The 26754-nt window shown below is 51.0% G+C and carries 18 protein-coding genes; 8 read left to right on the top strand and 10 right to left on the bottom strand.

Annotation, left to right across the window (positions count from 1 at the left end):
• Nucleotides 1–5 precede the first annotated feature (5 nt).
• From B5D63_RS32365 to B5D63_RS32350, 4 genes are all read left to right on the top strand, one after another.
• Nucleotides 6–1376 (top strand): sensor histidine kinase, encoded by a 1371-nt coding sequence (locus tag B5D63_RS32365; RefSeq protein ID WP_078673031.1) that lies wholly within the window; start codon nucleotides 6–8, stop codon nucleotides 1374–1376.
• Nucleotides 1377–1491: 115 nt separating this feature from the next.
• Nucleotides 1492–2769: a TolC family protein gene (locus B5D63_RS32360; protein ID WP_159456250.1), complete on the top strand. Its 1278-nt coding sequence runs from the start codon at nucleotides 1492–1494 to the stop codon at nucleotides 2767–2769.
• 4 nt (nucleotides 2770–2773) lie between these two features.
• Entirely contained in the window at nucleotides 2774–3865 is a 1092-nt protein-coding gene (locus B5D63_RS32355) for an efflux RND transporter periplasmic adaptor subunit (RefSeq protein WP_078673029.1), read from the top strand.
• Between the two features lie 39 nt (nucleotides 3866–3904).
• A complete protein-coding gene (locus B5D63_RS32350) occupies nucleotides 3905–7003 on the top strand; it encodes an efflux RND transporter permease subunit (protein WP_078673028.1) in 3099 nt (1032 codons plus the stop codon).
• Between the two features lie 173 nt (nucleotides 7004–7176).
• Here B5D63_RS32350 and trhO read toward each other — a convergent pair whose 3' ends face one another.
• Nucleotides 7177–8193 (bottom strand): oxygen-dependent tRNA uridine(34) hydroxylase TrhO, encoded by a 1017-nt coding sequence (gene trhO, locus B5D63_RS32345; RefSeq protein WP_078673027.1) that lies wholly within the window; start codon nucleotides 8191–8193, stop codon nucleotides 7177–7179.
• A gap of 244 nt (nucleotides 8194–8437) precedes the next feature.
• Nucleotides 8438–8665, bottom strand: a complete 228-nt coding sequence (locus tag B5D63_RS32340) for a helix-turn-helix domain-containing protein (RefSeq protein WP_078673026.1) — start codon at nucleotides 8663–8665, stop codon at nucleotides 8438–8440.
• Nucleotides 8666–8951: 286 nt separating this feature from the next.
• Between B5D63_RS32340 and B5D63_RS32335 the strand changes: the two genes are divergently transcribed.
• The gene (locus tag B5D63_RS32335) at nucleotides 8952–9335 is read left to right on the top strand and encodes a response regulator (protein ID WP_078673025.1); all 384 of its coding nucleotides are present in this window, start codon (nucleotides 8952–8954) and stop codon (nucleotides 9333–9335) included.
• A 113-nt stretch (nucleotides 9336–9448) separates the two neighbouring features.
• On the opposite strand, the gene B5D63_RS32330 is transcribed toward B5D63_RS32335, so the two are convergent.
• From B5D63_RS32330 to B5D63_RS32320, 3 genes are all read right to left on the bottom strand, one after another.
• On the bottom strand, nucleotides 9449–9655 hold the full coding sequence (locus B5D63_RS32330; RefSeq protein WP_078673024.1) for a hypothetical protein: 207 nt from the start codon (nucleotides 9653–9655) through the stop codon (nucleotides 9449–9451).
• Between the two features lie 474 nt (nucleotides 9656–10129).
• Complete coding sequence (locus B5D63_RS32325; RefSeq protein ID WP_078673023.1) at nucleotides 10130–12640, bottom strand: DUF5686 and carboxypeptidase regulatory-like domain-containing protein; 2511 nt, start codon at nucleotides 12638–12640, stop codon at nucleotides 10130–10132.
• Nucleotides 12641–12718: 78 nt separating this feature from the next.
• Entirely contained in the window at nucleotides 12719–13075 is a 357-nt protein-coding gene (locus tag B5D63_RS32320) for a hypothetical protein (protein WP_078673022.1), read from the bottom strand.
• Between the two features lie 122 nt (nucleotides 13076–13197).
• Here B5D63_RS32320 and B5D63_RS32315 point away from each other — a divergent pair, with 122 nt between their 5' ends.
• The gene (locus B5D63_RS32315; RefSeq protein WP_078673021.1) at nucleotides 13198–13602 is read left to right on the top strand and encodes a hypothetical protein; all 405 of its coding nucleotides are present in this window, start codon (nucleotides 13198–13200) and stop codon (nucleotides 13600–13602) included.
• A gap of 71 nt (nucleotides 13603–13673) precedes the next feature.
• Here the strand turns inward: B5D63_RS32315 and B5D63_RS32310 are convergent, their stop codons facing one another.
• The gene (locus tag B5D63_RS32310; protein ID WP_078673020.1) at nucleotides 13674–14861 is read right to left on the bottom strand and encodes an O-succinylhomoserine sulfhydrylase; all 1188 of its coding nucleotides are present in this window, start codon (nucleotides 14859–14861) and stop codon (nucleotides 13674–13676) included.
• Between the two features lie 21 nt (nucleotides 14862–14882).
• Nucleotides 14883–15302, bottom strand: a complete 420-nt coding sequence (locus B5D63_RS32305) for an OsmC family protein (RefSeq protein ID WP_078673019.1) — start codon at nucleotides 15300–15302, stop codon at nucleotides 14883–14885.
• 163 nt (nucleotides 15303–15465) lie between these two features.
• Here B5D63_RS32305 and metX point away from each other — a divergent pair, with 163 nt between their 5' ends.
• A complete protein-coding gene (gene metX, locus B5D63_RS32300; RefSeq protein ID WP_078673018.1) occupies nucleotides 15466–16479 on the top strand; it encodes a homoserine O-acetyltransferase MetX in 1014 nt (337 codons plus the stop codon).
• 96 nt (nucleotides 16480–16575) lie between these two features.
• Nucleotides 16576–19446, top strand: a complete 2871-nt coding sequence (locus B5D63_RS32295; protein ID WP_078673017.1) for a TonB-dependent receptor — start codon at nucleotides 16576–16578, stop codon at nucleotides 19444–19446.
• Between the two features lie 82 nt (nucleotides 19447–19528).
• Here B5D63_RS32295 and B5D63_RS32290 read toward each other — a convergent pair whose 3' ends face one another.
• The 3 genes from B5D63_RS32290 to B5D63_RS32280 all read right to left on the bottom strand — a co-directional run bounded on the left by B5D63_RS32290 (nucleotide 19529) and on the right by B5D63_RS32280 (nucleotide 26597).
• On the bottom strand, nucleotides 19529–21109 hold the full coding sequence (locus B5D63_RS32290) for a reverse transcriptase family protein (RefSeq protein ID WP_078673016.1): 1581 nt from the start codon (nucleotides 21107–21109) through the stop codon (nucleotides 19529–19531).
• Nucleotides 21110–21515: 406 nt separating this feature from the next.
• A complete protein-coding gene (locus tag B5D63_RS32285; protein ID WP_078673015.1) occupies nucleotides 21516–23168 on the bottom strand; it encodes an SWIM zinc finger family protein in 1653 nt (550 codons plus the stop codon).
• A gap of 93 nt (nucleotides 23169–23261) precedes the next feature.
• Nucleotides 23262–26597, bottom strand: coding sequence for a HEAT repeat domain-containing protein (locus B5D63_RS32280; protein ID WP_078673014.1), 3336 nt, complete (start codon nucleotides 26595–26597; stop codon nucleotides 23262–23264).
• Nucleotides 26598–26754 lie beyond the last annotated feature (157 nt).

Below are 26754 nucleotides of genomic sequence, written 5' to 3'. Positions count from 1 at the left end.
CCTGCATGAAGATCAAATATAAAATAGCACTGTATTACACCCTGTCGGCCTCCCTGATGCTGATAGCCTTTGCCGCGCTGGCCTACTATTTCTCCTCCAAATCCAGGCGCGCCGAATACCTGGAAAGACTGGAATACCGCGCCCGATCCATCGCCAACGTGATCATCGAAGACGGTCATGTAAAAGTAGACCTGCTGCGGAAACTGGACCGTACTACTTTCCAGGACCTCTACAAAGAAACCATTCTTGTCTACAACCCTGAATACGACCTGCTTTACAGCAACCTCAAAGACACCACCATCCGCACACACCGCAGCCTGCTGGATTACATCAAACAAAATAAACTGTACAGCAACATCAAAAACAGCGGTGAACAGGTAGGCGTTTACTATACAGAAGGAGATGTGTCCGTGATCGTTATCGTATCTTCTTTCGATAAATATGGTTTCCAGAACCTGCAGAACCTCCGCCAGATCCTGCTGATAGAGCTGATCACCGCAGTGGCGATACTGGTGGGCGTAGGGTATTTCTTCGCCCGTAAAATGATGCAGCCCATCGACAAACTGGTGCAGCAGGTAGATAAAATCAACGCCAGCAACATGCTGGACACACAGGTAGCCGTAAAAGGCAAAGATGAAATTGCCATGCTGGGCGCCAATTTCAACACTATGCTGCAACGTCTCGGCAATTCGTTCGATCTCCAGAAGAGCTTCGTCAGCAACGCCTCCCATGAGCTGCGCACCCCGCTGGCAGCCATCATCAGCCAATTGCAGGTCTCCCTTTCCAAGGAACGCACCAAAGAAGAATACCAGACGCTCCTGATATCTGTGCTGGAAGATGCCGAAAACCTGTCGGACCTGTCGAACGGACTGCTGCAGCTGGCACAGTCAGAACTGAACCAGGAACAGTTTGTGTTCAACAATATACGTATCGACGAGCTGCTGATGGACATGGCCAACCTGATCCGGCTGAAACAAAAGACACCCGGTAAGGTGGACATCCAGTTTGTCAAAGTACCGGAAAACGAGCTGCTGGTCACCTGTTTCGGTAACGAAAGCCTGCTGAAAGTACTTTTCCTGAACCTGGTGGACAACGCCTGCAAGTTCTCCCCCGACAGCAGCGCCCATATGTCGATCGATTTCTTCACCCAATACATCACGGTGCAAATCAAAAACCAGGGACCAGTAATCCCCTCCGGCGAAATCAATAAAGTATTCGAACCTTTTTACCGTGGTGAAAACGCCCACCAAACCCGTGGCCACGGCCTCGGGTTATCTATCTGCAAAAAGATCGTGCAGATACACAATGGTCATATTACCGTTACCTCCACAGTGGAAGAAGGCACCACCTTTACCGTGCTGCTCCCCCACTTATAACCGTTCCCCTTTTCTAATACCGTTTTAATCTCCTTTCATTTTAATGTGTTTTTAATACATCTTAAAGCCGCCTTTAATATCACTTGAAGAGCTTTGTGTCATGAAAATTGGCATTATGCGAACCAAGACGAGACTGATATTATCAGTATGCGTTGCCAGCCTGGGCTTTTTCCGACCTGTAGCAGCCCAGACTCCCACCCGGACGGTTACTTTGCAAGCCGTTGAAGACTCCTTCCTGGTGAGAAACTATGTACTGTTAGCACAACGTTATCAGATCGACGCCTCCAAAGCACTGGTGCGTCAGGCTAAAATGTGGAATAATCCCTCCTTCAGCACGGTGCTCGGCTTCGGCAGCACCGACAAGTTCCAGCCTTTTAAAGTGGGCGCAGAAGGGGAAACACAGTACACCATCGATCAGCTGATACAGCTGGCCGGCAAACGCAATAAAAATGTACAACTGGCGGCTACCGCCACCAAAATGAACGAGGCCACCTTCGACGAACTGGTACGCACGCTCCGCCTGCAACTGCGCGAGAATTTCTACACCTTGTACTATCGGCGCCAAACCGGTAAAGTGCTCAAAGAACAGCTGGAAAACCTGCAACGTATCGTAGACGCCTATGTGACTGCCGATAAAAAGGGCAGTGTGGCGCATTCCGACCTGGTACGTTTACAGGCTTTGCAGGTAGGCATCGAAAACGATTATGCCGACCTGAAACAGGAAGAACTGGAAGCCCAGAAAAACCTTCAGCAGCTGTTGCACAGCCAGGATTTCTATGAAGCCGTGGTAGCACCCGCAGACCTGGCTGCCTACCGGCTCGATCATATAGAATTGTCAGCATTAATGGACAGCGTGGCAGTAAACCGCCCGGATGTACGCATCGCCGCTACCCAATACCAGACAGCGGAACTGAACTACCGCCTGCAGAAAGCCATGGCCGTGCCGGACCTCCACGTAGGCGCCACCTATGATAAAAAAGGCAGTTACATTAACAACTTCGTCGGTCTCACCCTCGGTATCGATCTTCCGCTGTGGAACCGCAACCAGGGCAATATCCGCGCAGCACAGCTCCAGATCGGCGCCGGTCAGCAGCAACTGCAGCAACAACAATCCGTAGCGCAGACGGAAGTGCTCAACGCCTATCAGCGCATCGTAACACTGGAAAAGCGTTACAAAAGCTTCGACCTGCACCAGTTCCAGAACGAGTTTGACACCCTCATCTCCGAAGTCGCCAAAAACTTCAGCAAAGGCAACATCTCCCTGCTGCAATTCATCGATTATTTCAACAGTTATAGCGACAACGCCAAAAACATCAACAAGTTTTTATCCAACCGGGTAAACGCATATGAAGAACTTAATTACGCCACAGGACAAGAATTATTTAAAAACTAAGCGCATGAAACAGCCTATATTAATCGTTGGCTTTTCGCTGCTGGCAGCAGTTATCTGGAGTGGATGCAAACACACGCAGGCAGAAGATTCCGAGAAAAGCACCTTTGTGCTCAGCGATACCATGTTAAAAAATATCCGCATCGATACCGCACAGCGGGTACCGGTGATGAACGAAGTGCGGCTCTCCGGTAAAGTGGCCCCCAACGGCGGAAAAGTGCTGAAAGTATATCCCCTGGTGAGCGGCTATGTGGAAGATATCAAAGTGCAGCTGGGCGACTATGTACAGAAAGGCCAGGTGCTCGCCGTGATACACAGCGCCGAAATCGCCGACTACGAAAAGCAGCTGGCACAGGCCCGCTCCGACCGCGGCGTAGCCGAGAAAAACCTGAAAGTGGCACAGGACCTGTATGACAGCCGCCTGAGCACCGAAAAAGATGTGGTGAACGCGAGAGGCGAAGTACAAAAAAACGATGCAGAGATCAACCGCCTCAACGATCTCTTTAAAATATACCGTAAAGGTAAAGGCGCTACCTATCTCGTTACCGCCCCCATCTCCGGTTATATTATTGAAAAAAACATCAATAACAACATGGAGATCCGTACAGACAACAGCGCCAATATCTTCACCATCTCCGAGCTGGACGACGTATGGGTGATGGCCAACGTGTTTGAAACCGATATCGCGAAAATAAAGGAAGGCTATGAAGCAGACATTGTGACCGTGAGTTACCCCGATCAGCCCTTCCATGGCAAGATAGACAAGATATACAACTTCCTCGACCCCGCTACCAAAACCATGCAGGTACGTATCCGGATAGACAACAAAAACATGTTGCTCAAGCCGGAAATGTTTGCCACCGTGTATGTGAAATACACCGACCAGGAAGAAAAAATCGCCGTGCCCTCCGCCGCTATCATCTTTGACAACAGCAAGAACTATGTGCTGGTATTTAAAGACAAATTCAACATCGCTGTACGGCAGGTGGAAGTGGCCAAAACATCCGGCGATCAGACCTACCTGAACAGCGGCCTGCAGGCCAACGAAAAAGTGATTTCCAAAAACCAGCTGCTGATTTACGACGCGCTGAAAGACTAAGACGCAGTACCAGCCCGGCTATTCTAAAGAAGAGGAATTATGAATAAATTCATCAGAAATATTGTCGCTTTTTCGCTTAAAAACAAACTCTTTGTTTTTATCGGCGTGGTGGTGCTGATCATAGCAGGCGTGTTTTCCTTCCTGCATACGCCCATCGAAGCGTTTCCCGACGTTACCAATACACAGATCGTTATCGTTACAAAATGGAATGGCCGCAGCGCCCAGGAAGTGGAGCGTTTTGTGACCCTGCCCATAGAAGTATCGATGAACGCCGTACAACGCAAAACCAGCGTCCGTTCTGTCACCATGTTCGGGCTTTCCGTTGTAAAAATCATTTTTGAAGATGATGTGGAAGATTTCTTTGCGCGACAACAGGTTAATAATATGCTGGCAGGCATTAACCTGCCCGAAGGCGCAGAACCGGAAGTACAGCCGCCCTACGGCCCTACCGGGGAAATCTTCCGCTATTATCTCAAAAGTGACAAACGCGACTCCCGCGACCTGCTCACCTGGCAGAACTGGGTCATAGACCGGCAGATCCGCAGCGTGCCCGGCGTAGCCGACGTAGTGGCTTTCGGCGGACAGGAAAAAATCTACGAGATCTCCGCCGACCCCGTGCGCCTCGCCAAATACGACATCACCCCGCTGGAACTGTACCAGGTCGTTACCAAAAGTAACGTCAACGTAGGCGGCGACGTGATCGAGAAAAACGGACAGGCCTACGTGGTACGCGGCATCGGTCTGCTCAACAGCATCTCCGATATTGAAAATATCATCGTACAGAACATCAACGGCGTGCCCCTGCTGGTAAAAGACCTGGCCAACGTACACGAGTCTTCCGCCCCGCGCGTAGGACAGGTAGGCCTCGACAAAGCCGACGACCTCGTGGAAGGCATTGTGGTGATGCGCAAAGGCGAAAACCCTTCCGAAGTGCTGCACCGCCTGAAAGATAAACTGAAAGAGCTCAACGAAACCGTGCTGCCCGACGACATTAAAATGGAGACTTTCTACGACCGTGACAACCTGATGGCCTTCTGTACCCATACCGTGATGCATAACCTCGCGGAAGGGATCATTTTTGTGACCGTGATCGTGTTCATCTTCATGGCCGACTGGCGCACCACGGTGATCGTGTCTATCATCATCCCGCTGGCATTGCTGTTTGCCTTCATGTGCCTGCGTATTAAAGGCATGAGCGCCAACCTGCTGTCCATGGGCGCTATCGACTTCGGCATCATCATAGACGGCGCCGTAGTGATGGTGGAAGGCATCTTTGTGATGCTGGACCACAAGGCGCATAAATACGGCATGGAGCGGTTCAACAAGATGGCCAAACTGGGATGGATCAAACAAACCGGCGGCGACCTGGCCAAAGCCATCTTCTTCTCCAAACTGATCATCATTATCTCGCTGATACCCATCTTCTCCTTCCAGAAGGTAGAAGGGAAAATGTTCTCGCCCCTCGCCTGGACGCTGGGCTTCGCGCTGATGGGCGCCCTGCTGTTTACCCTGACACTGGTGCCGGTACTCTGTTCTATCCTGCTCAACAAAAATGTAAAGGAGAAAAACAATTTTGTGGTCAACTTCTTCGACCGCATCGTGACCAGCGGCTTTAACTGGACCTACCGGAACAAACGCCTGAGCCTTCTCTGCGCCTTCGCTTTTATGGCGTTGACTTTCCTGTCGGCCAAATTCCTGGGCACAGAGTTCCTGCCGCAGCTCAATGAAGGCTCGCTCTGGGTAACTACCGAGCTGCCTATGAGCATGTCGCTCACCGAAAGCACCCGCATGGCGCACAGCATCCGGGAAGACCTTGGCGGCTTTCCGGAAGTGAAACGGGTATTGTCACAGGTAGGCCGCTCCAATGACGGCACAGACCCTAATGGATTTTACTTTATACAGTACCAGGTGGACCTTCAGCCTAAAGATGAATGGAAACGCAAGATCACGCAGGATGAACTGATATCGCAGATGGAGGGCCGGCTGAAAAAATATCCCGGTATTATCCTCAACTTCTCCCAGCCTATCAGCGACAACGTATCCGAAGCTGTGGCCGGCTTTAAGGCCGCCAACGGAGTGAAAATATACGGCTCCGATCTGGCCGAACTGGAATCCTTGTCGCAGAAAGTGATCGCCCAGCTGAAAACGGTACAGGGTATCAAGGACCTCGGCGTGATCCGCAATATCGGTCAGCCGGAGATGAGCATTAACCTCGACGACAACAAAATGGCCCAGTATGGCGTATCTACCGGCGACGCACAGGCGGTGATAGAAATGGCCATCGGCGGTAAGACGGCCACGCAGTTATATGAGGGCGAGAAAAAATTCGATATCCGTATCCGTTATGACGCCAACTACCGCAAGAACGAGGAAGACCTGGCCAACCTGATGGTGCCTACCATCAATAACAACAAAGTGCCGCTGAAAGAAATTGCGGAGATCACCACCATCACCGGCCCTGCGTTTATTTACCGCGATCTCAACAAACGTTTCATTGGCGTGAAGTTTTCCGTGCGTGACCGTGACCTCGGTTCCACCATCAGCGAAGCGCAGCAGAAAGTGAACAAGGCCATCAAACTGCCCAAAGGCTACAGTGTAGGCTGGACCGGCGAGTTCGAAAACCAGGTACGCGCCACGCAGCGATTGGGACAGGTAGTGCCGATCAGCCTCGTCGCTATTTTCCTCGTGCTGTTTATTATGCTGGGCAATGTGAAGGATGCAGGGCTGGTTTTAATGAATGTTCCTTTCGCACTAATAGGGGGTATTCTCGCTTTGCACGTTACAGGTATGAACTTCGGCATTTCAGCCGGTGTGGGTTTCATTGCCCTGTTTGGTATCTGTATACAGAATGGGGTGATCCTGATTTCGGTATTTCATAAGAACCTGCAGGCGAAACTCCATCTGAATGATGCGATCAAACTGGGAGTGCAGAGCCGTATCCGGCCGGTGGTTATGACCGCGCTGATGGCAGCGATAGGCCTTGTGCCCGCGGCGCTGTCACACGGTATTGGTTCAGAAACACAGAAACCGCTGGCGATTGTTGTGATTGGGGGCCTGATCACTGCCACGGTGCTGACATTACTGGTATTCCCGATTATATTTTACCGGGCATACCGAAGCAAAACTGCTGACATGTAAACTTATGATATCGCCTTCCGGCGGACGCCGGGAGAAGATCAATTTTTAGTTCGCATATAGGTTGATAGAATGGTTATGAAAAAGGAAAGGCCGGACGACGGTCCGGCCCACACTGATTTTGTAATTATATCTACTCCGCCCTGCTGAGAGGAAACCACGCGGGGCGGTTTTTTTTATTTTATTCTTTTCCTGCGGGATTTATTGAACATAAGCCCTTTGTCCACTCCTTTGCGCAGGACAGCTTTTTCTTCTTCCGGCAACGCATGCACTTCTTTGCAGGCGTCGCTGCAGCAGCCATCGTATTTTTGGGCGCAGGCTTCGCACTGGATGAACAAAAGGTGACAGCCGTCATTTAAACAGTTCGTATGTGTGTCACAGGGTTCCCCACATTGATGACACTGGCTAATAATATCCTCACTTATCCTCTCTCCCAGACGATCATCGAACACGAAGTTTTTGCCTTTGAACTTGATGGGGAGATTTTGCTGACGGGCTTTGTTGGTGTATTCGATTATGCCGCCTTCCAGATGAAAAACATTTTTGAACCCGTGGTGCAACATGTAGGCAGATGCCTTCTCACAGCGGATTCCCCCGGTGCAGTACATGATGATGTTTTTGTCTTTCTGATCTTTCAGCATGTCTACCGCCATGGGCAGCTGGTCCCTGAAAGTGTCCGAAGGCACTTCAATGGCGCCGTCAAAATGTCCGACTTCGTATTCGTAGTGGTTGCGCATGTCCACGATCACCGTTTCCGGATCGTTGGTCAGCTCATTAAACCCCTGGGCGTCCACGTACTTACCGCGGTTGGCCATATCGAAAGTGGGATCGTCGATGCCGTCGGCCACGATTTTTTCCCGCACTTTGATCTTCAGTACAAAGAAAGATTTGCCGTCATCATCCACCGCCACGTTCAGGCGGATGCCGTTCAGAAACCCGATGGCATAGAGGGTGCTGCGGAAAGCATCCACATGATGCTCCGGCACGCTGATCTGTGCGTTGATACCTTCGTGGGCTACGTAGATACGTCCGAAAACGTCCAGTTTGAAGAGGGATTCGTAGAGTTGATCGCGGAAAGCCTGCGGGTCTTCGATTTTCGCGTACTGGTAAAAGGAAATAGTAACGCGCTTAAATGTTTCCAGCTCCAGCCGTTTTCTGAGCTCATCGGCGGAGACTCTGTTGTGTAATACCATTTGTTTGAAATTTTACGGACACTTGCCTTGTGAACAAAATTTCAATCAATACCCTGGTCCTTCCAGGTGGTTGATCGATTCGTCTTAAAAGTAGGTCAATGAAGCCTGTTTTTTCCCCAGGCAGCGCAAAGATAGGCAAATCCGGCGGAAAACCGGGCGGAAGGAAGCAGAAAACGGCCAGGCAGTCACTCAGTAAAAGTAAAAAAATCGCAGGCAGTCATCTCGCATGAGCGAAATATCCTATTTATAAATCTTTCAGGAGTTTGGAAATGTCGGTACCGAGTGCTTTCGCGATGGCTTCCATGGTACTCAGTGTTGGATTGCCTTTCCCCGACTCTATGGTCCATACCTGGGAATAGGCAATGCCGGCGGTATCAGCAAATTCCCGTGTGCTGAGGCCTGTTGCCTCGCGTAGTTCCCGGAATCTTTCGCCAAATCTTTTGGACAGTTCTTCGTTGCGGACACCATTCATTCGCACAAATTGGAAAAAAGGGATAAAATTATTGACTTGATATATCAAGTCAATTGAAAAAAAATATTATATTCGGTTATCTTTGCCTCCCCAAAAAAATATTACGAGGCATCGCTTTTTAACCTGTTCTAACCGCCAAACACCAGAACACAGGTATAGAAGGTGAGGCCCGCGACGTCTGTGCGCGGGCTCTTCTTTGCTGTGTTCGGCTTGGCGGTTAGAGCAGCACTGTAAGAGTTCCGCGCTTTTTGTTTCCCGCGCGTATCTTAACCCAAATCAATATCCCATGGTGACCTGGCAGCGTAAGCCCTATAACATTCTCTGGGTGGATGACGATCCTTTTTTTCTGCATTGGATAATCCCGCAGATAACAACCACCTGCTTCATCATACAGACTTTTGAAGATGCCCCGACGGCCCTGGCGCACCTTAAAAGGGTACATCCCGACATCGTGCTCACCAACCTGGTGATGCCACATATGTCCGGGCTGGAGATGATTGCGGCGATACGGTGCCAGGACCCGCATATTCCGATTGTGGTGGTGTCCAACAGGTTCCAGGACGAAGAGCGGCAGGCTGCCTTTAAAGCGGGCGCAAATTCTTTTCTTTCCAAAGCGGGGATCAACGGAGAAGCGATCATGACCGGCATACGGCCTTATCTCGGACAATGACATCAAGTTTTTCGCAGTAAGCTGCCCTCGTTTGTCTAAACCAGGGTTTTTTCATAATCCTTATAAATAACAGAACGGAAAACGCCGGATATCTATCCGGCGTTCTGTATTCTTTAAGCCCGGGGCGCCTCCGCCTTTTTGTCCCACTCGTACAGGCGACGCAGCAAAAACCAGGCGATGGCACTGATAATCAGTATGTAACCAACAAAGCCGCCCGTTCGCAGCTCCACTGCTCCCGGCAGGTCATTGGTTTCCGTGATATAAGCGGCAGCAGCCAGGAAAATGCCTGCTCCCAGCGCTACCCAGGCAATCTTTCTCATAATATCGGTTTTCAGTCAGTAATGGTTAAAATCCCACTTCAGTGTGATAAATTCTACAAAAAGTGTATCTCGTTGAGTATCAATTTTACAACAGATGACTACTGTCAAATGTTCACAAAGTGTGAAAAAGTTATTTATGGATTTATAACTATTTGATATTTATTGTATATATCTTTGTTTCCAAGTTACGAACCCCGAGTTGGCACCCTTTTTGAAAATATCGTTCTGACAAAAAATTGATTAACCCGAAAATGTTATGTTATGAGTATTTACCTTACTTACTTTTTGTACGCTATCGTTGGCATCTGGGTCTACAGACTGTTGGCTTACTTCTTTGATGAACGCAAGGAAATGAGAAGCAAAAAAAGATAAGCCATGAAGAAGACATCGGAAATTTGGTTATTTGGAATAAGGTTATTTGTTCTCCCCAATAAAAGCCGGTCCAAATAACCAAATATGTTGTCGACGCCCCTGCTAATCCAGCTTAATTAAATTACCGAATATTCCGCCCAGCCCCACTCTCACGCCTATGCGCGTATCATCCTGGCTCTGATAGCCAGCCACCACATCTACCCTGATTACTTTCAGAATATTTTCCAACCCGAGGAACGCTTCCACATAGTTGTTTTTATCATTTACATAAAACGCATTGGAACCAGCTACCAGATTCCACTTCAAGCGGTTGAGCAACGGTATTTTGTTCGTCAGCAGCCCATTAAAATGATGCTCTGCATTGGCCGTTATGAAAAACGGCGCCGTGGTACTGTAGCGGTAATAAGGCGCCAGCTGGAAACTGTTCAGGTATTTGGTGTTGTAAAAAGTCTGGTTACCGTTGAAATGCTGGAAATCCGGGAGCTGCACATTACGGTCGTTTAGGAAACCGCCGGCAGTTACACGGTAACGGAACTCTCCAAACAATTTAAAGTTCATATTATCAAACACTGACAGCTTCCACTTGTCGAAATCCACCACGCTGTTGCCTACATTCGGAATTCCTTTGCTATAAGCCACTTCAAACGTCGGGTACCTGGAACCCAGCGGCATTTTACGGTCTGGTAACTCTACAAACTGTTGCCCTGGCTGGTAACGGAAACTCATGTCCACGATAAACGCCTGGTGCCGCTCAAACGGTATCTGCGCCAGGTCTTCCGGATGATTGGGCGAAAACTGTTTGCCACTTTTAAAGATCACAAAATCAGTGGTGTTCTCTACCGGTATGCGGCTCTCATAACGGGCGCCGACGGTTAACCGGTCGTTCGTCTGGAAAGTACGGCTGTAGCGTAACTGCGCAAACCAGTTTTCATACAGCTTCATGTAATTCTCTTTCAGCAACAGCGTATAAAACTCGTTCGCAAGGTTGTTGATCGGATTGTCCTGATTAAACTGGCTTACCCGTTTACCGCCGCCCAATGTCCAGTCATTGCGCCCATAACGGGTACGGATACGGCTTTCTGAACTATACGTTAAAAACGTATAGGCGTTCAGGTGAGTATTGCTCAAACCGTAACGCACATACGGAGAAATTTTCAGTTGTTGTTCTTTTCCGAGGTTGACATTGACCTGGGGTTCCAGCGCCAGCACCAAACCCTCCACTGTATTATACTTCAGGGATTTCGCCAGTCCATTCAGGTGGAAGCTGTGAGATTCAATGGCGCTGTCGCGGCGGAAATACATTTTACGATTCACGCCGTTCCACAGTACGTCCATCACTTTTACCGGCTTCTGCTTTTTACGCAGCGAGTCGAGGGTGTTTCCCTTCATCGCAGCCAGCCTGTTGGCGCGGGCAGTGCTGTCTTTCTTGTGATAGTCGAGGGACTCGGCTTCTTCCAGCGGCACCGGCCGGATGCTGTCCCAATAGGGCGCTTCTTTTTTATCAAAAGCGGAATCGTATTTCAGGAAGGTGTTATCAAAATACTTCGGCGGGAAGTTGGGATGCAGGTTGTAGTCGGAATATACATTCACAAAATTGCCCACCATACCAAAACCGAATTTATCGACAGACATATGCAGCACCTGGTCTTTGACGCGCCACACCTCCCCTGACACCGGCACATGCGTTTGCCGGATACGCAGGGAATCCATCAGTTCCAGCTGGTATTCGCTGGTGAGTATCAGATCGGTGCTATGAATACGCCAGTCCCCGTCAGTGATGAAGATATAGCCGGAAAACAGGGGTTCCTGCTTCCTTTTGGGGATCACCCGTATTTTATTGACCACGTGGCCGTCTTCCCGGAACTCCCCTTCCAGGCGGTATTTATAATAAGACAATGCGTTCTGTGCTATCGGGGAGATATAACCTCTGGGGCCCATCTGCGTGATCACCGCAGACACATTATTATCATAGAAGCTGATGAAAGCCGGGAAGCTCATGCCAAAACCACCTCCGCTCTTACGGTCGGAAATCACTTCCAGCTTCAGTTTTTCAGGTGCACGGAAAGAAATCTTCGTAATAGATTCTGACAGGAACACCATGCCTTTACCGGTGCTGTCCACCCCCATGTCTTCTTTATCTATCTTTTTACCCAGGAACTTGTTGGGTGCACCCGTCATGTTGATCGTGCCCTTGATATAGGACATACAGGTGTACTCCCGGACCTGTTGCTGGTAGAAAACTCTTTTTTTGATGGCCTGCCGGATGATGGCATAAGCGGGGTCTTCCCCTCCTGCTTTCACTACCACTTCTTTAATTTGCAGGTTGACCGGCAGCAGGGTGAAATTGATGATCTGCGGACCATCCACCTGGATCACCTTTTCAGTCTTACGATAACCGATGTACTGGCATACGAGCGTGTACCGGCCGGAAGGAACCTCCAGCTGATATTGCCCGGCGGCGTTGGTAGTGGTGCCGGTGGTAGTGCCTTTTATGAGGACGGTAGCAAAGGGTAATGGATTATTTTTGTCGTCGGTCACAAGACCTTTGACAATAGCGGCTTCACAGTACGTTGTAAACAGGAGTAAAAACAGGGTCGGTAAGTACTTCATCATAGTTCAAAAATAACTACCAGGTATGTACGCAAAGAAAGTACTTACCGTTTTACCACAAATTTAACAGCACATGATAACCTAGGACACGATCTTTTTCGGTGCGCGGACAAAGGCCGCGCTGCTGGCTGCAAAACCAGCCACCAGTCCGCCGATGAGGGCGCTGATCACTCCCAGCAACGGCGCGCTGCGTACTTTGAGGATCATTTCGCTCATACGGTTGGCCAACAGGTGATCGTTACGAACATCCATATAAAAAGCCAGTACGAGCCATAATATAAAAACGGAAAGAAAGGCGCTGAAGAAAGATTTACCGGACGTCAGCGGCAATACCAATGTAACAACGAAAGCCACCAGGGCTACGCTCCACCAGGGAAGCACAGTACCGGCCAGGTATGCCAGGACAAGGATCAGCAGAAAATGGGAAAAGGATTTCATAATTCTAATATAACAAAATATATTAAATGGAAAACACATGCCTTCTATTTCTTAAACTGTCTTAAGAAGAAATGATGTTGTGACAGATACCTTTGTTTCCACTAACACTCATTTATCTGGCCATGAAATTCAAAGAAGAGAAAATAACGGAATGGTTACTACGTATAGCCCTTAGTGCAGGTTTTTTATCGGCCGTGGCCGACCGGTTTGGCATATGGGGTCCTGCACATTCCGCGTGGGGCAACTGGGACAAGTTTGTGGAGTACACCGCCACGTTAACGCCCTGGCTATCGGCGCCACTGGTATCTGTAGCGGCGGCAGTGGCTACGGCACTGGAACTTATCTTCGGTATTTTACTGTTGTTCAATATCCGGACCCGGCTGGTGGCGCAGGGCAGTGGTATTTTATTGCTGTTGTTTGCGCTGGCCATGGCTACCGCCAAAAGCATCAAAGCGCCGCTGGACTTCTCCGTATTTTCCGCCGCCGCCGCGGCTTTTGCGCTGGGCGTGTTAAAGAAACGTTCCTGAGGCAGTACCACCTGTAAAAAACAATGCCCGGAGCTGAAGCCCCGGGCATTGTTTTTTATTGACTTAGATCACTACAATGCGCTTTTTGCCAGTGCCTGTTCGATATCCGCGAGGAGATCGCCGGCATTTTCCAGGCCCACGGAGATGCGGATCAGGCCCGGCGTGATGCCTACGCTGGCCCTTTCTTCATCGCTCAGTTTGGCGTGGGTGGTGCTGGCCGGGTGCGATGCAATGCTGCGGCTGTCGCCCAGGTTAGCCGTGAGAGATAATAGTTCCAGCGCGTCGAGGAAACGTACGCCGCTTTGGAGGCCTCCTTTCAGTTCAAAGCATACGATACCGCCGCCACCGCTCATTTGTTTACGGGCGATGTCGTGCTGCGGGTGGCTGGCGAGGAAAGGGTATTTCACACTGCTCAGGTGCGGATTGCCTTCCAGGGCCTGCGCCAGTTTCAGCGCGCTGGCGGTATGGCGTTCCATGCGCACGTGCAATGTTTCCAGGCTTTTGCTCAGCACCCAGGCGTTGAACGGCGACATGGCCGGGCCGGTGCTGCGGCAGAAAGTATGTACTTCTTTGATCAGTTCTTTTTTGCCCAGGACAGCGCCTCCCAGCACCCGTCCCTGTCCGTCGATCCATTTGGTGGCGGAATGGGTAACGATGTGCGCGCCGGCTTCGATGGGCCGTTGCAGCACCGGCGTGGCGAAGCAGTTGTCAACGTTGAGGATGACATTGTGCTTATTGGCGATACCGGCGAGGTAGGCAATATCGATGATTTCCAGCCCGGGATTGGAAGGCGTTTCCACGAAGATCATTTTGGTGTTGGGTTTGATCATCGCTTCGATGCCGGCAGGATCGTTCAGGTCAAAATAAGACCATTCTATCCCCCATTTGGGCAGGAACCTGGTAATAACGGTATGGGTGGAGCCAAAGATAGAGCGGGCGCTCAGCACATGGTCGCCCGCTTTCAGCAGGGCCATGAAGCTGGCAAAAATGGCGCTCATGCCGGAAGCGGTAGCGTAACCGGCTTCCGCGCCTTCGAGGGCGCACATCTTCTGTACAAACTCATCCACGTTAGGATTGCTAAAGCGGCTGTAGATGTTAAAATCCGTTTCATCCGCAAAGGTGGCCCTCATTTCCTCCGCATTGTCAAAGCAGAAGCTAGAGGTCAGGAACATCGGTGTGGAGTGTTCCATTTCGTTGGTCCGTGCTGTCTGAATCCTGACCGCATTGGTTTCCGGCTGGTATTGTTTGTTATTGCTCATGGACATGGTGGTTTCTCCGTGTTAGGCGTTCAGTTTCACTTCCCAGGTCAGTTTAGTTTTCGCCTGGCGCAACGTTTCCGCTACGGAGCAATATTTATTCATCGACAGTTCCACCGCGCGGGCAGCTTTGTCCGCGTCGATATTGCCGGTAAAATGAAATACGATGTGGGCGGTTTCCCATAAAGACGGTTCTTTGCCCTGTTCTCTTTCCGCTTCGATTTCTATGCGGAAATCCTTCACTTCCTGGCGTTGTTTTTTCAGGATCATCAGCACATCAATGGCAGAGCAACCGCCGAGGCCCATGATGACCATCTGCATAGGTCTTACTCCGTTGTTCTTCCCCCCGTTTTCCAGGGATGAATCCATCAACACTTTGTGGCCGCCTTCATCTACGGCTTCCATGTTGAATCCGTCGTCTACTCTTTGTAATGCTATTTTCATGATAAGGTGGATTTCTTGCAACAAAGATAAATAATTCAATTACGAAATACGAATTACGATGGCAGATGCTAAAGGAGGCCATTGCTACGTGCTGGCCTTCAATTCGTAATTCGTTATTTGTAATTCGTAATTGGTATTGTAGATTTGCAAAAATTTTGGATTATTGTCTGCACAGGTTTTTCACAGCAAAGCACCATTCCGGCTGGAGTCCGGCCAGGTATTACCTGAATTACAGATCGCCTATCATACATACGGGACCATGAATGCTGACGGCAGCAACGTGGTGTGGGTGTGTCATGCGCTGACCGCCAACAGCGACGCGGCTGACTGGTGGAGCGGCCTTATCGGCCATGGGCGGGTGATTGACCCGACCCGGCACTTTATCGTATGCGCCAATATCATCGGCTCCTGCTACGGCAGCTCCGGCCCTCATACGGTCAATCCCGCTACCGGGCAGCCCTGGTATACCTCCTTCCCCGCGATCACCATCCGTGATATGGTAAAAGCACACTGCCTGCTACGCGGGCACCTGCAGATACAACAGATAAGCCTGCTCGTAGGAGGCTCCATGGGCGGCTACCAGGTACTGGAATGGGCATTGACAGAACCGGAGCGCATCAAACGCCTGTTCCTGCTCTGCACCGGCGCCGCCGAAAGCGCCTGGGGCATCGCCATCCATACCGCGCAACGCCTGGCCATCGAAGCGGATACCAGCTGGCAGGACCCTGCTCCCCATGCAGGCGCCCTTGGCCTTAAGGCCGCCAGGGCCATCGGCATGGTCACCTACCGCAACTACCAGACTTTTATGCGCACCCAGTCTGATCCCGACAAGGAAAAGACGGACCACTTCCGCGCTTCCTCCTACATCGAATACCAGGGCGAAAAACTGGTAAAACGCTTCAACGCCCAATCCTACTGGCTGCTCACCAAAGCCATGGACAGCCATAACATTGCCCGGGGCCGCCATGAAGACATCGCCACCTCCCTCTCCCACATACAGCAACCGGTATTACTGATCGGTATCAGCAGCGACCTGCTCTGCCCCCCGGAAGAACAACGCCTGCTGGCTACCTATCTGCCCAATACCCGTTATCACGAGATCGACTCCTCCTATGGCCATGACGGCTTCCTGATTGAGTTTGAGAAGATCGGTAAGATCCTGCAGGACTGGCAATAACCAGCACCGGCAGGAAATATTTTCAGTTTCGCAGTTGTATTTGTTTTTTACTTATATTTAGATAAACCGAGTCTAAATCAAAAACGTCCACTGCGTATGAAAAGCATTCTAAAAGTATGTTTGGGCTCCCTGTTGCTATTGATGTCCTTTTCCCTGGTACTCACAGCGCAAACGCCTGCAACTATCACCGGTACTGTAACAGACAAAACTTCCGGAAACGGTATGCAGGGAGTTACTGTTTCCGTGAAAGGCGCCACAGCCGGCACCATCACGGGCAACGGCGGTAACTTCCAGCTCAAAACGAACCATGCACTTCCGTTGACCCTTGTTTTCACCTATGTAGGTTATCAAACCACAGAACAGGTCGTGAACAACGCCAATGAAAAAGTGACCATTACCCTCAGCACGACCGAAATACTTGGGCAAGAGGTGGTGGTAGCCGCCAGCCGCGTGCAGGAAAGCATCCTGCAATCGCCGGTGTCCATCGAAAAGCTGGACAGCCGCGCCCTGAAAGCATCTCCGGCCGCCTCCTTTTACGACGCCCTCGCCAACCTGAAAGGCGTGGAAATGAGCACCCAGAGCCTTACCTTCAAGTCCGTCAACACCCGCGGTTTCAACAGCAACGGTAACACCCGCGTGCTGCAGCTGAACGACGGTATGGACAACCAGGCCCCCGGCCTCAATTTCTCCGTAGGTAATATGGTGGGCATCCCCGAACTGGACCTCGACAACGTGGAACTGATCCCCGGCGCCGCCTCCGCCCTATACGGCCCCAATGCGCTCAACGGCATCGTGCTGATGACCAGCAAAAACCCCTTCCAGTACCAGGGCCTCAGCGCACAGGTGAAAACCGGCATCCTCAACGATGGCGGCCGCACCTCCGCTACGACCGGCTTCTACGACGTGTCCGTACGCTACGCCCATGCCTTCAACAACAAGTGGGCATTTAAACTGAACTTAGGCTACATCAAGGCCGACGACTGGCAGGCGCACGACTACCGCGACCAGAGCCTCGCCAACGGCCATACGCTGCAGGACGGCACCCGCGCCAACAACGAAGGCTATAACGGCGTCAACATCTATGGTGATGAAAACTCCGTTAACATGTACAACTCCTTCAAAACAGGCGGTCAGCTGACCCAGCAACTGGCAGGCATCTCCGCTTTGTTTGGCGGCAGAGTTACCCCCGATCAGATCTTCAACGCCGCCATGCCGGCCCCCAACAAGGCCACCATCACCCGCACCGGCTACAACGAAGCGGACGTGGTAGACTACGGCACCAAAAACCTGAAACTGAACGGCGCCCTGCATTATAAAATCACAGAAAACCTCGAAGCCCTGATTCAGGGCAGCTACGGCTCCGGCACCACCGTTTATACCGGCGCAGACCGTTACTCCCTGAAAGACTTCAACATGGGCCAGTATAAAGTGGAACTGCGTCACCCCGACTTCTATGTAAGGGCCTACACCACACAGGAAAGGTCCGGTGACAGCTATGCCAGCGGTACCCTTGCCGCCGGTATCAACGAAGCCTGGAAACCCAGCACCCAATGGTATGCGCAGTACTTCGGCACCTACGCCACCCAGGCATTAGGCACCTTTGCGCAGGCCTACGGCGCAGCACTCCAGGGAGGCGCCAACGACGCCGCCGCTTATGCTGCCGCCCAGAACGCGGTTTCCTCCCGCATGCCGCTGTTTTTCCAGAACGCACGCGCCAAAGCCGACTCCGGACGGTTCATGCCCGGCACCGCCGACTTCAACAACGCCGCAGCAAAAGTGCGCGAGAAACCTATCCCCGGCGACGCCAAAGGCGTAGGCGCTAAATTCACAGATAAAACCAATCTCTATCAGCTGGAGTTTATGTACAACTTCCATAACCTCATCAAGTTCGCTGAAATACTGGTAGGTGGTAACTATCGCCGGTACACGCTCAACTCCGAAAAAACACTGTTCGCTGTGGACGACAACGGCAAAGAGTTCCGTATCAACGAATACGGGGGTTATCTACAGATCATGAAAAAACTGATAGACGATCACCTGAAACTTACCGGGTCACTGCGCTATGATAAAAACATGAACTTCAAAGGCCAGTTCAGTCCGCGCTTGTCTGCAGTATATACCTTCCTGCAAACGCACAACCTGCGCGTGTCTTATCAGACCGGCTTCCGTATTCCCAACAACCAGGACCAGTACATCGATCTGACCACGCCACAGGCGCACCTGATCGGCGGTCTGCCGTTCCTGCGTGAACGCTATGGCCTCACCACTGGTCCGGTATTTACCCTGCAATCCGTACTGGCGGGCGCTCCCAAACAATATACTTTCCGCGAATTTAAACCGGAACGCATACAGGCTTATGAACTCGGTTATAAAGCACTGATCGCAAAACGACTGCTGGTAGACGCCTACATCTATAAAAATGATTTTAAAAATATGAATGGCAGCCAGGTGCTCGTTAAACCCGCCAGCGGCACTACTCCGCAACAGATATTCTCTGTACCGGTAAGTGCGGAAGAAACGGTTAAATCATGGGGTTGGGCGCTGGGAGTGGATTACAGCCTGCCGCTGAACTTCACCGCCGGTGGTAATATCTCTTACAATGAACTGAGCAACGAGAAAGAACTGGGCAGTTTCCTGGCCATGTTCAACACACCTAAAGTAAGATACAGCCTCAACCTTGGCAACCGCAACATCGCTAATTCCAATATAGCCGCCAATGTTATATGGAAATGGCAGCAGTCCTACATCTGGCAATCTTCTTTTGTAGGTCCCAATGTGAATGCGCTGGCGCTGAGCGAGATCCCTGCCTTCGGCACACTGGATGCCATGGTCAGCAAGTTCTTCCCCAAAGCCAGGACCACGGTTAAACTGGGAGGCGTGAATATTCTGAACAAATCTTACGTACAATCCTGGGGCAACCCCACCATTGGTTCGCAATGGTATATTTCACTGGGATACAATCTCTGATCTGTTATACACCACCCATAAAAGAGAAGACCTGAGCTTGATACAGCTCAGGTCTTCTCTTTTATGGGTAATGGGTAGTAGCTTATAAAACATCCCACCAGGGCTTGTCCGGTTTGTTGGTAGCCGTCGGCGCGTCTTTGGCCACGGGAATACCTTCCGGATGTTGCGGTACAGACGGTTGCGGTGCAGACGGCGCGTCAGCAGGCATGGCAGCGGTTGCGGCGTCTGTAGTGCCGGTTGTCCAAAGGTTGCGCGCTTCCGTTTTGATATCCTCCCGTTGCAACAGTGTTGCCAGGGTTTCTTTCAGTTTGGCGCCTTGCTCCGGTTTTACCATATAGACGTAGTTAGCGAAACCTTCCATACTGCTGATAATGTTCTTGCCTTTGCCCCAGCGCTTGCCAGCCAGACCGGTTTTCGAGATCTGGTGCAGGAGCGCGCGGAACTTACGCAGCGTGTCGCGGTCAAGGCTGATTTTTTCGTTCACTACAATGCCGGTTACTTCCCGTTTATCGCCGCGGCGCATCACCTTCAGTTTATCCGGGTGGATGGTGAACCCTTCTTCTTTCACCACCTGTTTAACGGCCCACAGCACCTGTCCTGCTTTATCGGCAGCGTCGCCTTTGGCAGAGAAAGTCATGTCGTCCGCATATCGCGTATAGGCGTAACCGTATTTAGCCGCCAGTCCTTCAAAGCGGCGGTCCAGTTTAAAACAGATCAGGTTGGTGAGTGCCGGGCTGGTGGGCGCTCCCTGCGGCAGATGCCTTTCTGTTTTGGCCACATAGTATTTGCGGTTATCCAGCAGGATCTCATCTACTTCCGGTTCTGTACAGAGGAGGCCGAGGATGGTGGCTACCTGTTCAGCGTACCCCAGTTTACAGAAAAGGCCTTTTACTCTTTTGTAGGGAACAGAAGGGAAAAAGTCGCGCAGGTCTATGTTGATCACGATGTCCTGTCCTACGTGCGGCACGGCGTTGGTGACGATAGACCTGCCCGGCACAAAGCCATGGGCAGCTGCGCTGTTATTGATTTTATAGAGGATGTTTTCCAGTATCCAGTGTTGTGCTGCTTTCAGTTGCGGCATGGGCGCGGAAATGACACGGGTGCCTCCTGATTTCTTCGGGATTTCAAAGCGCTGGTAGTGGGAGGTATTGGCCACCTGGCGGTTAAAGGCCAGAAAGCGCAGTTTGCCAAGGCTAATGCCCATGGCGGCCGCCAATGCAGTAGCGTCTTTGAACACCGGCAGACCGAATTTCGCCAGTTGTGCTTCATCTGGCGTTATTTTATTCAGTCCGGCAGACACATCTTCACCGAGGTAGGTGATATCGACCTTCTTTTTTTCTGCCCAGGCAGCGGCGCGGGCTATTCTTTTCTCTTCGTTGCGTTTCTTTGTTTCCGCGCGTTTCAGTTTAGCTTTGGCCATGCGTTCTTTGCGCATGTCTGCCAGCATCTTTTCCTTGTTGCGGTATTTTTGTTTTTCGGCCAGCAGTTCATTCAACTCGCGGCGCAGTTCTCCTTCCCTGCGTATCAGTGTTTCCGGTAAGGATGGCTGGGACGTGTTTCTTGCCCAGAAACCCAGACGGGTCATTTCTTCCAGTATAAATTCCTCTTTGGAGGATGCACGGATTCTGTCGTACAGCTGTTGACGGGTTAAGCCTTCGGCCATAGTGTTGGCGTTTACTTTTTTAATGAATGTTGAGCAGCTAAAACGGAGGCGGAGTTAAAAGGTCCGGCTTTGAAGTGGCTGCGGAAGCCATGCCTGACGCGGGAGAAACAGGATTTTGTAAAGAGGAAAAGGCCTTCGTGCAAGCCATTGACTAAATCAATCAACTCCAGGGAGGGGCGTACCTAGTGTGAATTTCAGCCCCCGGGGCTCGTACCGTAAATTCGCACTAGGTACGCCCCTCCCAAAGTAAAGATTGCATTTAGTGAAGCATGTATAGTCATAATTCCTGAATGACGAAACATCATTCGTCCCTTTTACGGGCGCAAGTGCAATCAATTCCTCTTTACAAAGATCTGTGTTTGTTAACGAGCAGGCAAGTTAGAAAATAATTCTGAAAAACAAAATTTTATTGTGCAGAATTATTTTCAGCATGCGTCATACGCAGTGCCAGCATGTGTTCGCACGGCCCTTTGTACAACTTGTTGGTACTATAAAAACTGCAATCACAGTGCGCATCGCTCAATCTTTCGTCATTGTCGATCACAATAACGGGATGGTATACACGATGTGCACCTTTTACATTGCCTTTGAGCTGAACGCCTTTGCCCGGAATTTCCTGCGCGGTAAAAGTTACTTTCTTTTCATTTACCAGTTCAGCTGCTTCCGCTTCCAGCGGATTGGCAAAACGCAGCGATTCCAGCGGCAGCGGATCGCGGCTCAGTTCACGCAGCCGGTACATGCCACTGTGCAGGTCAAAGATCACTTTGCCGGCTTGTGTATAGATACCGAGTGCGCCCAGCACTGTGGCTTTGTCCAGCCCGGTAGCAGCTGCAATGGCCTCTGGTTTGGCCATCCAGCGGGATTGCAGATCGGCAAACACTTTCAGTTTGGCGCTGTCTTCCACGATGGCGCGGGGCGCCATCAGGTCGAACTGGCCGGCGCGGGACCAGTCATTGGCGGTCCAGCCGGAAAGGCCGAGCGTGAACTGCATATCCCCCAGGTCTGCCACGTAAAACGAAGGCAGGCCGTTACCGGTAAGATGCACGGTGAATTTTTTGGCGATGGGAATCAGTCTTTCCAGGATCAGCAGCCTTCTTCTGCCCCATATCCTGATTTCACGGCTCTGACCACCTTTATATAACGATCTCGCACAAACGATTTCGTGATTCCAGGGTTCAAACACTGCACGGACGGGCTTGCCCGGTTCCAGTTTAAAACGGATGGAACGCGGGCCGCTTTTCTCCTTAAAACGGCGCAACCACAGGCAAAAATTATATACGTCCATCGGATGCAGGTCGAAAGTGGCTGCAGGCAGCGTCATGGCGGAGCTTACCTGTAAGAAACCTCTCACCCAGCTATCCGGCAGGTCTATCTTTACCTCATGATACATTTCTTCCTGGGAAGTCTGTATCTGGAAGCCTCCGGGATCTACTTTAAAGTCTGTCTCCTTATAGTCGCGGATCTTCTGAAATTCGTCGTATAACGCAGCTGAATAGTCGATATTGGTGGTACCGCATTCAAACTCGTTCACCTCTTTAAAGACGTTGTAACTGGCGCTCAGCTTACCATAGGTAGATTCGTCCTGACTGAAACATTCGAAGAACATTTCATCCGGGTGTACGGTAATCACGGGGTCCAGTACAAACCAGGCATCCCTGTCTTTCTGGTAGAGAAAGTCAAAATATTGTTTACGGGCCTTATAGAAAGGCGCCATTACTTTATCCTTCTGGTCTCCTACCTGCTTCAGTTCTTCTGAGAGGGTGGCGATGCGCTGGTTGGCAGCTTCCGCGTCGTAGGCGTTCATATATTCCGCCAGCCACATGGATTCCTGCTGGGCAGCCCATTCCTTATAGGCTGTTTTGTCTTTGGGTTTAAAACGCAGGTCCGACACCACAACATCATGCAGGGCAGATATGGCCTCGCGGAAAGCGATTTTTTTATGGAGTTTTCCAACAAAAAAGGTCGGGTCACGGTGGGTATCCGGTGCAAAGGAAATACCGGCGGATGTAGCATTGCTGTACACCTGGGAGTTACCGCTATATCTGTAATTGAATAACATAAATCTATTTTCAGATTTTGTTATTTGGTTATTTGGTTATTTCGTTATTGACAAGGAGGACTGGCCGCTTTCAATATTGAAGTAACTAAATAATCAAATAGCTAAATTGCTTCGTACGGGCATTAACGTTATTGGCAAAGGAATATCGAACTGTTGCTGGATATTACGCATGATCTGAATGCAACGGGCTTTGTCGGCAATAGACACGGTCGCGGATATATGTGCGATAATCTCTCCTATGTAGGCGGCCGCCTCGGCAGATTTCAGCGCTTCTTTCTCCAGCAGGTTAAAGATACGTTCTTTGGCTACCCTTGCTTTGTTGACGCGGCTCAGTACAGAACGGAAATAATGTTCCATGCTACGCAGGTATTCGAGGTTGCCGGCGGCACAGGTCTCCAGGTAGTTGGTGGCAAAGGCCTGCATGGCCACGCTCGGGTGCTGGCTGAGTTTGAGCAGATAAGCGGCGCCGTCAGCATCTTTGAAGAAACGCATCAGCATCTCACGGCCAAACGCCTGGACGTCCGGGCGTACGCTGTCGGCAATGGATACCAGCGTTTCCGGCGTCCAGTCATTTTCGGAGAACTGTGTCCGGAAGAACTCCTGAGCAAAGCGGCGGGTATCATCCCATTTGGCATCCAGCAGTCCGATGGCCGCATCACGTTCGTAACGCATACGGGCAGCATGCTGCTGATAGAAGCCCCAGCTCCACTCTCTCACGGCGAGCAGTTCGTGGCTGCCGGCGGCAATCACCTGTTTAACCGTAAGGGCTTCTGCCGGAATGTATTTATTCAACACCACGATGCCGAATTCCTGTGCAGCACGGTAGTTGGCATACAGCAAACGTAAAGCGGTGGCGGTGTCTACATCCTGTAAGTGGTCCACCAGTTCATGGCTCAGGATAGCGGCAATATCTTCGTGGATACCTTCTGCAGTTTCTTTACGCATGAGACGGGGCACCAATTCGTTCACCAGATAAACCGCCAGACGGCTGTCTTTCGCTACCAGTGAAGCGATCAGCGGCCGTACTTCTTTACGTACATGCTCGTGTGGCGCCAGTACAACGTCGAGCAATACCTCTGCCCTTCTCAGCAGTTCCGCTTCCGGCATGGCTTTCAGCACCGCTATACCAGCCATCCTTACGGATTCGTAACTGCTGGCCACGAGATTGCGCAGCAGCTGGTCTGACAGTTCCGCGAAGTTCAGCTCATCTTTTTTCATCACCATCAACCGTACGCCAAATGCCTGACAGGCGGGCGTTCCTGAGTTCATCAGCTCCACAATCACTTTCATATCCACTTCACGAAGCGCATCGGCGCAGAAGTGTTCCAGTATGCGGCAACCATCGTTGAGGTTCTGATTCACATCGTCGGCCAGGTTGTTGGAGGCCAACAGTGAGGCGATGGCCTTACCCACCAGCGCGCGCGCTTTATCCGCAGGCAGGTGCTCAGGGGTCAGTTGCCCGCGTACATAGTCACGGACATCCTTATACGGATTAAATATCATCCGCATCAGGAAATCCGCATCGGCGAAGCAGGCTGCCTTGTTTTGGTCCACCCATTCCAGGCCCTGCACCCTGGCCACCTCGAGGGGGCTCATAGTAACAGCGTACAACAGGAAGAAAGAGAGGTTTGCCGGGGTATATTTTTCTTTTGCCAGTTCGAGACCAAAGAGAGCCGGTACATTAAAACGGCTGATCAGCAGATAATAGATCGTTTTCTCATCCATTTTGGCTTTCAGGTCTGCATATTCAGGATGCGACTTCAGCTGCTCCATGGCAAACAGGTGTACTGCTTCCATTTTGCCGGCGATCATCAGTTGCACGAAAGCCTGCGGCATCTGACGCCACAATTCCAGGAACGGCACATCGCTGACCGGCACGGCAGGCGCAGCTTCCGGCTTATGTTCAGGCGGTATCACGCCCGCTGAAGGTGCAGGCTTTTCGCCGCCCAGCCAGTTGAACAGCTTTTTTAACAGCGTTCCTTTCTGCTGTGCTTTTACAGTATCTGGATGTTCCCGCAGCGTAGTGGCTTCGCGGGTGAGTTCTCCTTTTTCATTTTTCGGTTCTTCGTAGAACCATTCCGTGCCGTTGGTGTCCAGCCGCATATTGGGCGTGTTGCCGCGCAGGATATAGTTCAGGAACACGGCGCGGGAATGGGCGGGGAACTGCCGGTACCAGGTAGTATACCGTCCATTGACCCAGCTATAGTGGCGGGTTTGGTATTCCTGTGTCGCATCCCGGTCCTCTTCATATTGCAGCAGCAGGGCGGTAGCAAGGCGCACATATTCCAGGTCCGCTCTTTCGCCGGTAGCGCGCAGGTTGCGCAGCACCCTGCGTCTCAGGTAGTTCCTTGTTTTATTGGAATAAGCGAGGCGGGAGCCGGGCTTTTTCAGTTCTTTAGCTACTTTGAAATGTTCCTGCAGTTCCGGTACGAATACATTGGGATGGTATTCGTTGCCGTCATAGTCCAGCCTTTTGCCGGGATGGTTGAACATGGGCAGTTCCCTTTCAAACCTGACGGCCAGCGTACCAACAATACCCTGATCGTCGCGCAGTTCGGCCTGTTTGAAGATATGGCGTACGTGCTGGAAATAGCTGGGACGCAAAGGCATGTGGACGAGGAAGCCGATGACGGCCTCTCTGACAGCCTTATTATTATACGCCACGATATACAGGTCTTCCAGCATCGGGTAGTTCAGCTCAGCTTTAACCATCACCAGGTTCTGCACTTCGTCGAAGATAGCCTGCGCATTCCCGCCGGCAATGGCTTGTTGCAGCGATTCCGGTAACCGGTGGAGATGACTTTGCAGGTGTGCGGTACGTTCTTCTTCCGGAAGTACCATCAGCAGGCCGTTGGCGGCCAGCATCCGGATGTTCTGGGCGTAGGAACCGTTGTCGGCATAAGAACGCAGCACCGGCGCTGCAGCGGGATCTGCACAGCGGCCTAATGCCCAGAGGGCGGTATAACGCTGCATGGCGTCTCCCCTTTCCATCAGTTTGATGAGGTAAGGGACTGCTTCTTTTATTTTGCGCTCACCTGCCTTCCAGATCACACGCGAAGTTTTCCAGACGGTTTTATATGCGGGCTTGTTTTCAAGCACACCCTGTAACCTTTTGAGAATAGCGGCGTTTTGTGGGTCTGCCACCACGGTAGTGTCTACTGGTACAAAAGACAGGTCCTGTACAGCTTCCTGCTCACCGAGATAACCTTTGCTGCGTTTTTCTTTTTCGAGCGCGTCAAAGATAGTGGTGGCCGCTGCCAGGGCTACGGGGTTTACAGTCTTGGTGCCTTCTTTCAGGGTTCCGAAGCGTTTGCCGTATCTAAAGTTAACAGTATATTGTTCCGGGCCAACTTCACAAAGGTCTATTTCATATGTTTTGTCCGAGTTTCCTTCCCGGAAAAACAATTTTACATTCCTGACTAATCGCATGAGCTAACATTAAAATAGTAGGCTAAGCTAATAAATAAGTCCAATTTGCCAAGTATATTTTTTTTAGAGAGATGCACTTACGCGATCGCCTATCCGCGACCAACCTCAATGTGGGCGGGCATTAGCGGGCGTACCGCAGCAATGCGACAGAATATAA

Origin of the sequence: Chitinophaga eiseniae (assembly GCF_900167135.1) — a bacterium.
Taxonomy (GTDB): domain Bacteria; phylum Bacteroidota; class Bacteroidia; order Chitinophagales; family Chitinophagaceae; genus Chitinophaga; species Chitinophaga eiseniae.
Note: the sequence above shows the minus strand (reverse complement) of the source record. Positions and strands in the feature narration are given on the sequence as shown.